General features: G+C 73.5%; 10 protein-coding genes. 8 read left to right on the forward strand and 2 right to left on the reverse strand.

Annotation, left to right across the window (positions count from 1 at the left end):
* The 7 genes from ABZ128_RS27180 to ABZ128_RS27210 all read left to right on the forward strand — a co-directional run.
* A partial coding sequence (locus ABZ128_RS27180) for a dihydrolipoamide acetyltransferase family protein (protein ID WP_356851490.1) occupies positions 1–1,217 on the forward strand: 1,217 nt, incomplete at its 5' end.
* A 99-nt stretch (positions 1,218–1,316) separates the two neighbouring features.
* A complete protein-coding gene (locus ABZ128_RS27185; protein WP_356851492.1) occupies positions 1,317–2,255 on the forward strand; it encodes a GNAT family protein in 939 nt (312 codons plus the stop codon).
* Positions 2,256–2,304: 49 nt separating this feature from the next.
* Positions 2,305–2,700 (forward strand): SseB family protein, encoded by a 396-nt coding sequence (locus ABZ128_RS27190; protein WP_356851494.1) that lies wholly within the window; start codon positions 2,305–2,307, stop codon positions 2,698–2,700.
* On the forward strand, positions 2,700–3,257 hold the full coding sequence (locus ABZ128_RS27195) for a hypothetical protein (protein ID WP_356851496.1): 558 nt from the start codon (positions 2,700–2,702) through the stop codon (positions 3,255–3,257). Before ABZ128_RS27190 ends, ABZ128_RS27195 begins: the two co-directional genes overlap by 1 nt.
* Positions 3,257–7,891, forward strand: coding sequence for a putative T7SS-secreted protein (locus tag ABZ128_RS27200; protein ID WP_356851498.1), 4,635 nt, complete (start codon positions 3,257–3,259; stop codon positions 7,889–7,891). Before ABZ128_RS27195 ends, ABZ128_RS27200 begins: the two co-directional genes overlap by 1 nt.
* On the forward strand, positions 7,884–8,618 hold the full coding sequence (locus ABZ128_RS27205; protein WP_356851500.1) for a hypothetical protein: 735 nt from the start codon (positions 7,884–7,886) through the stop codon (positions 8,616–8,618). Before ABZ128_RS27200 ends, ABZ128_RS27205 begins: the two co-directional genes overlap by 8 nt.
* A 9-nt stretch (positions 8,619–8,627) precedes the next feature.
* Positions 8,628–9,392 carry a hypothetical protein gene (locus tag ABZ128_RS27210; RefSeq protein ID WP_356851502.1) on the forward strand — a complete coding sequence of 255 codons (765 nt, stop codon included), beginning with the start codon at positions 8,628–8,630 and terminating at the stop codon, positions 9,390–9,392.
* Positions 9,393–9,413: 21 nt separating this feature from the next.
* Here ABZ128_RS27210 and ABZ128_RS27215 read toward each other — a convergent pair whose 3' ends face one another.
* Complete coding sequence (locus tag ABZ128_RS27215) at positions 9,414–9,830, reverse strand: PPOX class F420-dependent oxidoreductase (protein ID WP_356851503.1); 417 nt, start codon at positions 9,828–9,830, stop codon at positions 9,414–9,416.
* A 75-nt stretch (positions 9,831–9,905) separates the two neighbouring features.
* On the reverse strand, positions 9,906–11,126 hold the full coding sequence (locus ABZ128_RS27220) for a DUF1266 domain-containing protein (RefSeq protein ID WP_356851505.1): 1,221 nt from the start codon (positions 11,124–11,126) through the stop codon (positions 9,906–9,908).
* A gap of 364 nt (positions 11,127–11,490) precedes the next feature.
* Here ABZ128_RS27220 and ABZ128_RS27225 point away from each other — a divergent pair, with 364 nt between their 5' ends.
* Positions 11,491–12,648, forward strand: coding sequence for a transposase (locus ABZ128_RS27225; protein WP_356851506.1), 1,158 nt, complete (start codon positions 11,491–11,493; stop codon positions 12,646–12,648).
* The last annotated feature ends 39 nt before the right edge of the window (positions 12,649–12,687 follow it).

Consider the following 12,687-nt stretch of genomic DNA (forward strand, 5'->3'; position numbering starts at 1 on the left):
TGTTCAGAAGTGTGCTATTCCGATCTGCTGCGGCTGCCGCCCCGGCACCGGCGGCGGCCGAGGCCGCCGAGCCGGCCGCCGAGGGCCGCCAGCCCGTGCTGGTGGGCTACGGGGTCTCGCAGGCCTCCACCAAGCGCCGCCCGCGCAAGGCCGTGCCGGGCGCCCCCGCCCAGAACGGCACCGCCGCCCCGGCGCCGGTGGCCCCCGCGGTCCCCGCCCAGCCCCAGGCGGCCCCGGCCGCCGGGCTGAACGGCAACGGGCACGCGGTGGCCGGAGCCGAGCGGCCGCTGGCGAAGCCGCCGGTGCGCAAGCTCGCCAAGGACCTCGGCATCGACCTGGCCTCCGTGGTCCCCACCGGGGACGGCGGGGTCGTGACCCGCGAGGACGTGCACGCCGCCGCGGCGGCCGCGCTCGCCCCGCAGGCAGCCCCCGCGGCGGCTCCGGCCGCCCAGGCCCCGCAGGCCACCCAGCCCGCCCAGGCGGCGGTTCCGGCCCCGGCCGCCGTGGTCCCGGGTGCGCGGGAGACCCGTATCCCGGTCAAGGGCGTGCGCAAGGTCACCGCGCAGGCCATGGTCGGCTCCGCCTTCACCGCGCCGCACGTCACCGAGTTCATCACCCTCGACGTGACGCGCACCATGAAGCTGGTGCAGGAGCTCAAGGCCGACCCGGACCTGGCGGGGCTGCGGATCAACCCGCTGCTGCTCATCGCCAAGGCGGTGCTGGTCGCCGTCCGCCGCAACCCGGAGGTCAACGCGTCCTGGGACGAGGCGGCCCAGGAGATCGTGCTCAAGCACTACGTCAACCTGGGCATCGCGGCGGCCACCCCGCGCGGCCTGATCGTCCCGAACATCAAGGACGCCCACGCCAAGACGCTGCCGGAGCTCTCCGAGGCCCTGTCCGAGCTGGTCGCCACGGCCCGCGACGGCAAGACCTCCCCGGCCGACATGCAGAACGGCACCCTCACCATCACCAACGTCGGCGTCTTCGGCGTCGACACCGGTACGCCCATCCTGAACCCCGGCGAGTCCGCGATCCTCGCGGTCGGCGCGATCAAGCTCCAGCCGTGGGTCCACAAGGGCAAGGTGAAGCCGCGCCAGGTCACCACCCTGGCCCTGTCCTTCGACCACCGTCTCATCGACGGCGAGCTCGGCTCCCGCTTCCTGGCCGACATCGCGGCGGTCCTGGAGCACCCCCGCCGCCTGATCACCTGGTCCTGACGGCAGCCCGACGGCCGGTCTCCCCCTGGTGGGGAGGCCGGCCGTCGGCGTACCAAAAAGAGCCGGCCGGGGCCCACGGCCGGTGATGATCATGTCCGGATGAGATTCCGTGCCGCCACCGCAGACCTCGCCGACCTCGACCGCGCCGCCGCCTACCCGGCCGACGGCCCCGTCGCGGCCCTCTCCGCCGGCCGGATCCGGGAGGAGCTCTGCGCGCACCGGTTCCGGCCCGAATGGATCTGGTTCGCCGAGGACGCGCAGGGCGAGGTCCTGGCCAGGGCGTTGTGGTGGGGGCGGGCCGACAGCGAACGGCCCGTCGCGCTCGACTGCCTCCAGGTGCGGGCCCACGTCCCCGACCCGGCCGCCGTCGCCGCCGGACTGCTGGCCGCCGGACACGCGGCCTTCGGCAACCGGCCGCTGTACAACATCTCCCTGCCCGGGGGCCGGCGGACCGGCCCCGAGCTGGTCGCCGCCGTGGACTGGCGCCGGGAAGCGGCGTACCGGACGGGCCTGACCCGGGAGATCGAGCGGCTGCGCTACGAGTGGACCACGAGCGCCGGGACGGCCGGCCCCACCGGGCGGCTGGTCTTCCGGGAGGGCACCGACGAGGAGTTCCTCGACGCCTTCGTCCGCGTGTCGCACGGCAGCCTGGACCTGGCCACGCAGAACGAGCTCCGCACGAGGGACGCCGAGCAGCTGGCCCGCGAGGACTTCGCGTTCTACCGGGACTGCCCCGGCGAACGCTCCTGGTGGCGGCTCGCGGAGCTCCGGGACGGCACCCTCGCGGGCCTGGCCGTACCGTCCGCGACGCCCTACCACCGCAATGTCGGCTACCTGGGCGTCGTACCGGAGCAGCGCGGCCGGGGCCTGATCGACGAGATCCTGGCCGAGATCACCCGCTTCCACGCGGCGCAGGGCGCGCAGCGGATCACGGCGACCACGGACACCGTCAACACCCCGATGGCCGCGGCCTTCGACCGCGCCGGCTACGAGGTCACCGGGATCCGGCTCGTTCTGGAGGAACCGCCGGGGGCCTGAGTACCGTTTTCCCTTCGGGGCGGGAGCGCCCGAAAGGGGGATGCAGACCATGCAACTTGCCGAAGAAATCGCTGCATACCGGGCCGGAAGGGGCAACCCGGGCCGTCTGGTCGGGGAGTTCCGGCGGGCCGTGCTGCTCGCTCCGCTGGCCGACGGTCCCGGGGGCGGCCTGATGTCCGCCGTCGAGGGCGGTATCCGCTGGCTGTACGCGTTCACGGACGAGGAGGCGCTCGCCCGGTTCGCCGAGGCGCGCGGGGCCGCCCACCGGGAGTGGGAGTACCTGTCCGTCCTCGGTGCCCGCCTCGTCGACGCGGTCGTCCCGATGGCGGACGGCCCGGCGGGCGTCGCCGTCAACGTGGCCGACGAGGACGGTTCGATGCTGTTCCCGCCGGTCGTCGGCATCGTCCCCGACGCGTACGCGGTCGACCGTGCGGATGGCGCCTGATGGCCGGCGACGGGGACCTGGAGGTCTCCCCCCAGGCGGTCGCGGCCATCAAGAAGGGCCTGCGGGCGGCCATTTCGGAGCTGCGCGAGTCGTCGGACGCGGCGGGAGCGTCCCAGGGCGAGGGCTTCGGCGACCTGGCGATGACCGGCATGGAGGCCGGTCACATGGGTCTGGCCAAGGACTTCGAGGACTTCTGCGAGCGCTGGGAGTGGGGCGTGCGCTCGCTCGTGCAGAACGCGAGCACGCTCGCCGCCAACCTGGGCATCGCCGCGGGCACGATGTGGGAGGAGGACCAGTACGTCCAGGGTGCGTTCAAGGTCGCCGCGAACGCCGCGTACGGCAATCCGCACGCCAGTGAGGACGAGATCGAGCAGAAGAGCTGGGGGGACATCTTCCGGGCCGACGTCTACAAGCCGGATTACAGCGCGGAGTCCTTCCGCAAGAGCGGCGAGGACATCGAGAAGACCTGGTCGGACACGAAGGACACGGTGACGTCCACGGGCCGGATCGGCTCGTTGAAGGACCTGCTGGACCAGGCTGACGGGGGGAGCCGCTGATGGGGTGGCGGGATTTCGTGCCGGACGTCGTCGAGGACGTCGTCGAGGACGGCGCCGAGAAGGTCGGCGACTTCGTCGAGTGGGGCGGTGACAAGGTCGCCGACCTCGCCGACGAGGTCGGGCTGGACGATGCGGGCGACTGGATCCGCGACAAGAGCCGCTCGGCCGCGAACCAGCTCGGCGCCGATGTCTCCGAGCTGGAGCTCGGCCAGACCGAGGATCCGAAGAAGCTGGTCTACGGCAGCGTCTCCAAGATCCGCGCGCAGGTGTCGCACCTGAGCGACTTCGAGGTGTCGTTCACGCTGGTCGGCAACGGACTGAAGTCCCTGGCGGAGCCGGACGGGCTGAAGGGCAAGTCCGCGGACGCGTTCCGCGAGGCGGCCGCGAAGGAGCCGCCGCGCTGGTTCAAGGCGGCGGAGGCCTTCGGCAAGGCCGCCGACGCGATGAACCGGTTCGCCGACACGGTGGAGTGGGCGCAGGGCAAGGCGAAGGAGGCCCTGGAGGACTACAACAAGGCGAAGAAGGCCTCCCAGGACGCCCGCGACGCCCACAACAAGGCGGTCGAGACCTACAAGGACGCGGTCGAGGCGAAGAAGGACACGCTGCCGCCGAAGCCCGGAGAGTTCCACGATCCCGGGACCGCCATGGCCAAGGCCGCCCAGGAGAAGCTCGACCACGCCCGCACCGAGCGCAACGAGGTGGCCGAGACCGCCGCCGCGGCGGTCCGCGCGGCCCGCGACAAGGCCCCGCCCAAGCCCTCGTACGCGGAGCAGCTCCAGGACGGCATGGACTACCTGGAACTGGCCAAGACGCACCTGGCGGGCGGTGTCGTCAAGGGCACGGCCGGCCTGGTCAACTTCGTCCGCGCGCTGAACCCCACCGACCCGTACAACCTGACCCACCCCGCCGAGTACCTGACGAACCTCAACTCCACGGCCGCCGGCCTGGTCACGATGGCCAACGACCCGTGGGGCGCGGGCAAGCAGATGCTCGACGAGTTCATGAAGGACCCCTCCGAGGGCATCGGCAAGATGCTGCCGGAGCTGATCGGGTCCAAGGGCATGGGCTCCCTGAAGAAGGTGGGCTCGGCCGCCAGGCACCTGGACGACCTGGACGACGTCAAGGGCCCGGGGCGCAACAGGCTGGACGAGCACGGCCCGCACCACGGCGAGCGGCCGGACCCGGACAAGCCCAGCGAGGGGACGGACCCCGTCGACCTCGCCACCGGGCGGATGTACCTGCCGCAGACGGACGTGGTCCTGCCCGGAGTCCTCCCGCTGGCCTTCACGCGCCGCGCGGAGTCCGGCTACACGGCGGGCCGCTGGTTCGGTCCCTCCTGGGCGTCCACCGCCGACCAGCACCTGGAGGTCGACGCCGAGGGGATCGTCCTGGTCACGGAGGACGGCCTCGTCGTCGGCTACCCGCATCCGGCGCCGGGCGTGCCCGTCCTCCCGACCGCCGCGACGGGGCCGCAGTGGCCGCTGGAGCGCGCCCCCGACGGCGACTGGACCCTGACCGACCCGGAGACCGGCCACGTCCGCAGGTTCGGCCCTCCGGCCGACGGCGCGGCGGACGGCATCGCGCCGATCGTCCAGCTCGCCGACCGCAACGGCAACCGGATCGAGTTCGAGTACGACGCGCAGGGCACCCCGCTGGGCATCGCCCACTCCGGCGGCCACCGCCTGCGCTTCGACACGGCCGGCGGGCGCATCACCGCCCTGCACCTGGCGGGCGGCCCGCGCATCCTCGCGTACGGCTACACCGACGGGAACCTCACCGAGGTCGTCAACTCCTCCGGCCTGCCGCTGCGCTTCACCTACGACGACCGCGCCCGCATCACCTCCTGGACCGACACCAACGACCGCCGGTACGAGTACGCCTACGACGGCCTCGACCGCTGCATCGCCGAGGCCGGCGAGGCCGGCCACATCGCCCTCACCTTCGGCTACGACGAGGTGGACCCGCAGACCGGCCACCGGGTGACCCGGATGACCACCGCGGCGGGCCACACCCACCGCTACCTGATCGACGACCGGTACCGGGTCGTCGCCGAGACCGACCCGCTCGGCGCGGTCACCCGCTACCAGTACGACGGCCGGGGCCGGCGGATCGCGCGCACCGACCCGCTCGGCCACACCACCCGCAGCAGCTACGACGAGGCGGGCCGGCTGGTGTCGGTCGTCCGGCCCGACGGCCGCGAGGCGAGAGCGGAGTACAACGAGCTCGGCCGCCCGGTGAAGGTGGTCGCACCGGACGGCACGGTCGTGCGGCAGACCTTCGACGAGCGCGGCAACCGCACCTCCGTCACCCGGCCCGACCGCACCGTCACCCGCTTCACCTACGACGAGCGCGGCCACCTCACCACGGTCACCGACCCGCTGGGCGCGGTGACCCGGATCGCCACGGACCCGGCCGGGCTGCCGCTCGCCGTCACCGACCGGCTCGGCGCCGTCACGACGTACGAGCGCGACGGCTTCGGGCGCCCCACGGCCGTCACCGACCCGCTCGGCGCGGTGACCCGCACGCAGTGGTCGGTCGAGGGCAAGCCGCTGCACCGGAGCACGCCCGACGGCGGCCGGCGCTCCTGGACCTACGACGGCGAGGGCAACTGCCTGACCGTCGAGGACGCGGACGGCGCGGTGGTGCGCTTCGAGTACACCCACTTCGACCTCGTCGCCGCGCGCACCGACGCGGACGGCTCCCGGCACGAGTACACGTACGACGCCGCACTGCAGTTGACCGCGGTGCGCAACCCGCAGGGCCTGACCTGGGAGTACGTCTACGACCCGGCCGGCCGGCCGATCGAGGAGAAGGACTTCGACGGCCGCGTCCTGAGCTACGAATACGACCCGGCGGGGCGGCTGGCCGCCCGCACCGACGCCCTCGGGCAGCGGACCGCGTACGAGCGCAACGCCCTGGGCCAGGTCCTGCGCAAGGACGCCGCGGGCGCGGTGACCACGTACGAGTACGACGTCTTCGACCAGCTGGCCTCCGCGGTGCGCGGGGACTGCGCGCTGACGCGGCTGCGGGACCGCGCGGGCCGGCTGCTCCAGGAGACGGTGGACGGCCGCACCCTCACGTACGCCTACGACGACGCGGGCCGCCGCACCCGGCGGACCACCCCCTCGGGGGCCACCGCCGCGTGGTCGTACGACGCGGCGGGCCGCGGGGACGCCCTGACCACGTCCGGCCGCCGGATCGCCTTCACCCGGGACGCGGCGGGCCGCGAGCTCACCCGTGCCTACGGGGACGAGGTCAGCCTCGACAGCCGGTGGGACGGGGCCGGCCGGCTGACCGGCCGGCAGCTGACCGGCCACGACCGGCGCGTCCTGCAGCGCCGCGGATACACGTACCGGGCCGACGGGGCGCTGACCGGCATCGACGACCTGCTGGCCGGACCCCGCACCTTCGACCTCGACCAGCGCGGCCGGGTGACGGCGGTGCACGCCGGGGACTGGACCGAGCGGTACGCCTACGACGAGGCGGGCAACCAGACCTCGGCGTCCTGGCCGCCCTCCCACCCCGGCGGCCAGGAGGCCACCGGGCCCCGGGTCTACGAGGGCACCCGGCTGCTCACCGCGGGCCGGGTCCGCCACGAGCACGACGCCCTCGGACGGGTCGTGCTGCGCCGCAAGGCCCGGCTCTCGCGCAAGCCCGACACCTGGCGGTACGAGTGGGACGCCGAGGACCGCATCACGGCCGTCACCACCCCGGACGGCACCCGCTGGCGGTACACGTACGACGCGCTGGGCCGGCGCACCGCCAAGGAGCGGATGACGGCCGACGGAGCGGAGGTGGCCGAGCGGACGGTCTTCACCTGGGACGGGAACGTCCTGTGCGAGCAGACCACCACCGCGGCGGACGCCGACCACGAGATCGCCGTCACCTGGGACCTCCAGGGCCTGCACCCCCTCGCACAGACCGAACGGATCCTGACGGCCGACCAGGAGGTGGTGGACGAACGCTTCTACGCCGTCGTCACCGACCTGGTCGGCGCGCCCACCGAGCTCGTCGACGAGCGGGGCGCACTGGCCTGGCGCAGCCGGTCCACCCTGTGGGGGGCGACCGCCTGGAACCGGGACGCCACCGCCTACACCCCGCTGCGGTTCCCCGGCCAGTACTTCGACCCCGAATCGGGGCTGCACTACAACTACTTCCGCACCTACGACCCCGAGACCGCGCGCTATCTGAGCCCGGACCCGATGGGGCTCGAACCCTCGCCCAACCCGTCGGCGTACGTCGCCAACCCGCACCGGTGGTGCGACCCCTTCGGGCTGGCGCCGTACTCGGACAGCACCCGGGCGGCGCAGGGGGTGGACCACCAGCTCAACGAGGCGGAGAGCGGCAAGTCGAACCACTACCTGGAGGGCATCGGCGGCGACGAGGCCAAACTGGACCGGTATCTGAGGAGCCATCTGCAGGGGCCCGCCAACTACGTGGACTCGGAGTCGGGGGCACGGATCATCATCGACCGCAGCCTCGACCCGTCGAGGCCGGTGGCGATCATCCGCCAGGACCATATGATCCACGCCTACCACATCGACGAGTCGGACCTCTCCAACTACATCACCCCGAGGGACGGCAAGGATGCGGCGAAGTGGCGAACCCCGAAACCGGAAGAGTTGAATGAGTAGCGAGGACCCTGGAACGGTGTGGCCGGGCTACCGTACGAAGCCGGGTTACGACCCCGGTCAGAGCCTGGTCTTCCCCGCCCCCGTGCCCGCGGAGCTGCGGGCGCTCGGGGAGGCGGTCCGGGCCGCCGACTGGCCGGTGCGGCTCGCCTTCCGTGCGTCGCGGATCGCGCTGCTGGACACTCTCTGCCGGTGGCAGACCCTGCGCGCACTGGCCTGCCTGCACCTCCTGGCCGCCCGGACGGCGGACGACCGGCTGCCGGCCGCCCTGCGCGTGGTGCCCGGCCCGGAGACGGCCGCCGATCCGGCCCTGCCCGCCCTGCTGGCGGAGCTGGAGCGGGCTGCCCTGGACCTCCCGGCTGATCTCCTGGACGCGGTCGTCCGGGACAGCGGCGGTCTGCTGGCCGACAACCGCTTCGCGGCCTCGGTCCTGGCGGCCGGCCTCACCGCCGACTCCCGCCCGGCGGACACGGACGAGGCGGTCTCGCGCGCCGTGGTGCTCACCAGCTACTGGTACGAGACCCCGGCGCAGCGCGGCGCCCTCGCCCTGGCGTGGAGCGCGAACCTCTTCCTCCGGCGCTGGCTGGACTGGTCGGGACGCCACGTCTACGGGGACCCGGCCGGCGGCATCGGCATCACGGCCGACCCCCGCCCGCGCCGGCCGCAGGCGGCGGCTCTCCCGGACTGGGCGGTGCCCCTGCTGGAGCGCCTCACGGCGCCCGACGCGTAGGGGGGCGCGATGGCCATCGCCGAGCTGCAGGTGTACGAGGTCGAAGAGGCGGACGTCTCGGGCGGGGTGTGCATCGTCCGCGTGATCGGCGGCGTCGCCCGCCCCGGGCAGGTCTACGCCGCGGGCGGACTGCGCCTGCGTCTGACCCGCATCGAGGCGTGGGGCGGCCCCCGCGACCTGGTCGACCCCCCGCACGCGGCGCGGGCCCACCTCACCGGCCCCATGGTCGCCCTGCTGGCGGAGGGGCAGGTGCTCACCTGCGTACCGCCCGCCGGGCACACCCTGGCGGACCTGGAGACCTGGCTGGCCGGTGATCCGCCGCTGTGCGAGGAGCCGCATCCGGAGCCGCTGCGGGCCCTCGCCGTGAACGGCATGCACGACGAGGACCTGCCCGAAGCGGTCCGGCTGCGCTGGGGGAGGGTGGCCCTGGCCGCGATCGGCCGGATGGAGCATCCGGACGCTCCGGCCCGCGCGGCCGGCCTGGTTTCCGTACGGGGCTACCTGATCGGGCGGTTCGGGCCCGGCCGCGGCGGTGACCCGGCCGAGCTGTGCCGCGAGCTGCTGGCCCTGCCGGCCCTGCTGGGTCTGACCCCGGAGCAGGCGCGGGAGCAGGCCCGGGACTGGCGGGCGCTCCCGCGGGGAGGGGCCAGGCGGCTGCGGCAGATCAAGGGCCTGCTGCCCTGGCTGACGCTGGCCCGCCCCCACCTGGCGGCCGACGACCCCCTGCGGGCGGACGTCGACGCCTGGCTGGAGGTCGGTCCCGCACTGCCGTAGGCCGCCTCGCCCCCGGAGCCGTCAGCCCGCCTTCGCGGCGTTGCCGAGGACCTTGGTCGGGGTGATGCGGACGACGACCCTGAGGTTCTCGGCCGGGGCCTCGGCGTACTCCTTGCCGCCGCCCGGACCCAGGTACTCCTCGGCGATGCGGACGGCGACCGCGCGGTCCGTGTCCTCGGTGACGGTGGCGGTGCCGCGGATCTCCACGTACACGTAGGGATTGGCGGTGTCGAAGACGGTCAGTCCGACCCGGCCGTCCCGGACGATGTTGCGCTCCTTGCGACGCCCCTGTTCCGTGGAGACCAGCAGCTCGCCGCCGTCCCGGGACACCCACACCACCGAACTCTGGGGGCTGCCGTCGGGGTTGAGCGTGGAGAGGACCGCCGGGTGCGGGGCGTCGAGCAGCCTGCGTACCGTGTCGTTCAGAGCAATGGTCATGCACAGCAGGCTAGTTGAGGTGGACCGAGCGCCCGGCCCGGTTCCCGTGCCGTCGGGCGGACTACGGGAAGTCGTTCAGTTCCAGGGCAGGTTGAGCCAGGGACTGCCCGGGTCGGACATCAGTGCCTGGTGGGTGGCCGCCATGTCCGTGTACCAGTGCCCGTACTCCTCCTCGTCGAACTGGAGGCAGCGGCCCAGGATGAAACCCGCCGAGAGGTCCTCCCAGGACCGGTACGCGATCCGGCAGACCCGGCCGGCCCGTATCACGGCGTCCTCGGCCTCCTCGACGGTGCCGAAGCGCGCGCCGAGGCCCCAGCGGGCCATCTGGGAGGCCCGTCCGTAGTCCCAGGCCTCCACGGACCGGACGAACCTGTCCTCGCCGAGAATCCCGTCGGCGCGGAAGCGCTGCTCGTAGCGGGCGATGCGGCCGATGACCCGCTGTACCCCGGCGATCTCCCCTTCGATCTCCGCGGTGGAGCGGGGCCGGGCGACGGTGACGCCCTCGGGGGTGATCCGGGGCTCCGCGGCGCGTTCGGCACTGGCCCGCAGGGTGGCCTCGGTGGTGTGGCGCCAGTGTTCGATGTCCACCGGCCCCGCGAACTCCTTGGCCAGGGCGGCGCGGATCCGGAGCGTGAACTCCCACACCGCGCTGACCATGTCCGCCGCCAGCAGCCGCTCGGTGCTGCGCAGCCACTCCTCGCGGGTGGTGACGCCCCAGGAGTCGCGCAGCCTCTCGCGCTGGGCCGTGTATCCCGCGCCGTGGTAGGCGAGGGCGTTCCAGAAATCCCCGTTGCGTACGGCCAGGTGGGCGCCGCAGGCGAGTCCGAAGGCGACCGGCCCGTGCAGCGGTCCGCCGACATGGAGGGCGTGCACCGTGTTCTGCGGCAGTCCGTGGTCGGTGCTGCGGTCCCAGTGGTACATCCACACGGCCCGGTCGGCGGGCGAGGCCGGCAGGAAGGCCTCGCAGGGAGTACCCGGGTTGACCGCCAGGTAGGCGGGGTTGCCGGTTCCGAACCGCTCGGCAACCCAGTCGAGGCCCACCTTCTCGAAGACCGGGTCGGGAACGGGCGCGGGCAGCATGCCGGCGGTGTGGACGACGTAGGCGTTGCCGCGGATCTGAGGGAAGTAGAGGGGCTGGAGCCGCACGAAACCGGGGTGCGCGTCCTGGTACGCACGGGACTGCGGGGTGAAGAGCCAGGAGCGGGCGAGGGTGTCGAAGTAGGCGGGCCAGTCGCTGCGGGTCTTGGCTTCGTACAGCTCTCGCTCGATGGCGCTCGGCGCCTTCCACGTCCCCATGGGGGAACCCTAACCGGGGCCCCTGGTCAGCCCGTCGGTGGTGGGCGGGTCACCATCGGCGGCCACGGCGGTGGTGGGGGGAGCACCACCCGGCGGGGGTGCGGCCGGGCTGGTACGGGTGGGGCGGATGGTCCGGCCGGGCTCCGGCGGCCCTCGACGAGTCTGCGACCGGTCTCCGTCCAGGCCAAGGCCCTGTTGCGCACTTCGTCAAATGATCAACCGCTCCCCGGACGCCGGCGGGGGCTGATGGCCCGCCGTGCACGGGCGGGCCGATCTGTGTGACGGCTCCACCTGGTTCTCCCGCCGTCCCCGAACGCAGGGTTGAGGGGCTGGAGAGAACGCCGGGGGAAGGGATGGATCCATCATGAGCGCACCGAGTCTCGAACGCTTGGAGACCCTGAGCAGCCGGTTCGTGCCGGACCTGATCGTGGACGAGCTCTGCGCCGAGCTGTTCGCCTCGCTGCCGCGCAGCGATCAGCGCCGCAAGGGGGAGGTCTACCTGCGCGGTCTGCTCAAGGCCGAGGGCCGCAAGTCCATACGGAACATCGCGGCGCACGTCGGTGACCGGGCGGCCGAGCAGAGCCTGCACCACTTCGTGGTGTCCTCCACCTGGGACTGGGGCCCCGTACGGGCCGCCCTCGCCCGGTACCTGGAGCGGGCGCTGCGCCCCCGGGCCTGGGTCGTCCAGCCGGTGGTCATCTCCAAGGCCGGTACCGAGTCCGTCGGGGTGGCCCGCCGGTTCGTGCCGGAGCGGGGGCAGATGGTCAACAGCCAGGTCGCCTTCGGGGTGTGGTCGGTCGGCGAGGAGCAGAGCTGCCCGGTGAACTGGCGCCTCGCGCTCACCCAGAAGTGGCGGGACAGCCTGGGCCCGCTCTCCCCCAACGTCCACGAATCGGAGCTGGCGACCACCCCGCTCGAATGCGCCGCCGGAGCGGTCGAGGAACTGCGGGACTGGGTGGGGCACGTCCACCGGCCCGTGGTGCTGGACCTGCCCGACGTCGACCCGGGCGCGGTGGCCCGGCGGCTGGGGCCCTCCGGGACGCACTTCGTGGCCGCCGCCCGCGGCTCGCTGCGGGTCAAGTGCGCCGATCCGGTGCTGCCGTCGAGCGGGAACCGCGAACTGGCCGCGCACCAGCTGCTGTTGATGGCCCGTACGCTGCGCCGCCCGGTGACCTGGATGGATCCGGTGACCCTGCGTCCGCGCACCACGCTGGTGGTCGGCGTACGGGTGGAACTGCCGCAGTCCCCCCGTCCGCTGCTGCTGTTCGGCGAGTGGAACGACCCGCGCGGCTGGCCCGAGCAGTGCTGGATCAGCGATATGACGCAGGCGCCCCCGGGAGCGCTGCTGCGGCTGGCGAAGCGGTCCCAGAACGTCGAGGCCGACTTCGCCAGCATCTCCCGGAAGGTGGGGCTCACCGACTTCGGCGGCCGGTCCTTCGGGGGCTGGCACCGCCACACCACCCTGGCCTCCGCCGCGCACGCCGTACGGATGCTGACGCAGCGCGCGCAGGAGAGTGCCTGACCGCGCACGTGCCCGGCGGGGGCGGCCGGCCTCCGGGGG

Source organism: Streptomyces sp. NPDC006326 (genome assembly GCF_040612915.1).
In the GTDB taxonomy this organism is placed as follows: domain Bacteria; phylum Actinomycetota; class Actinomycetes; order Streptomycetales; family Streptomycetaceae; genus Streptomyces.

Coding starts and splice junctions, on each gene's coding strand:
- ABZ128_RS27185 (WP_356851492.1), top strand. CDS start 1,317: ATGAGATTCCGTGCCGCCACCGCAGACCTCGCCGACCTCGACCGCGCC.
- ABZ128_RS27190 (WP_356851494.1), top strand. CDS start 2,305: ATGCAACTTGCCGAAGAAATCGCTGCATACCGGGCCGGAAGGGGCAAC.
- ABZ128_RS27195 (WP_356851496.1), top strand. CDS start 2,700: ATGGCCGGCGACGGGGACCTGGAGGTCTCCCCCCAGGCGGTCGCGGCC.
- ABZ128_RS27200 (WP_356851498.1), top strand. CDS start 3,257: ATGGGGTGGCGGGATTTCGTGCCGGACGTCGTCGAGGACGTCGTCGAG.
- ABZ128_RS27205 (WP_356851500.1), top strand. CDS start 7,884: ATGAGTAGCGAGGACCCTGGAACGGTGTGGCCGGGCTACCGTACGAAG.
- ABZ128_RS27210 (WP_356851502.1), top strand. CDS start 8,628: ATGGCCATCGCCGAGCTGCAGGTGTACGAGGTCGAAGAGGCGGACGTC.
- ABZ128_RS27215 (WP_356851503.1), bottom strand. CDS start 9,830: ATGACCATTGCTCTGAACGACACGGTACGCAGGCTGCTCGACGCCCCG.
- ABZ128_RS27220 (WP_356851505.1), bottom strand. CDS start 11,126: ATGGGGACGTGGAAGGCGCCGAGCGCCATCGAGCGAGAGCTGTACGAA.
- ABZ128_RS27225 (WP_356851506.1), top strand. CDS start 11,491: ATGAGCGCACCGAGTCTCGAACGCTTGGAGACCCTGAGCAGCCGGTTC.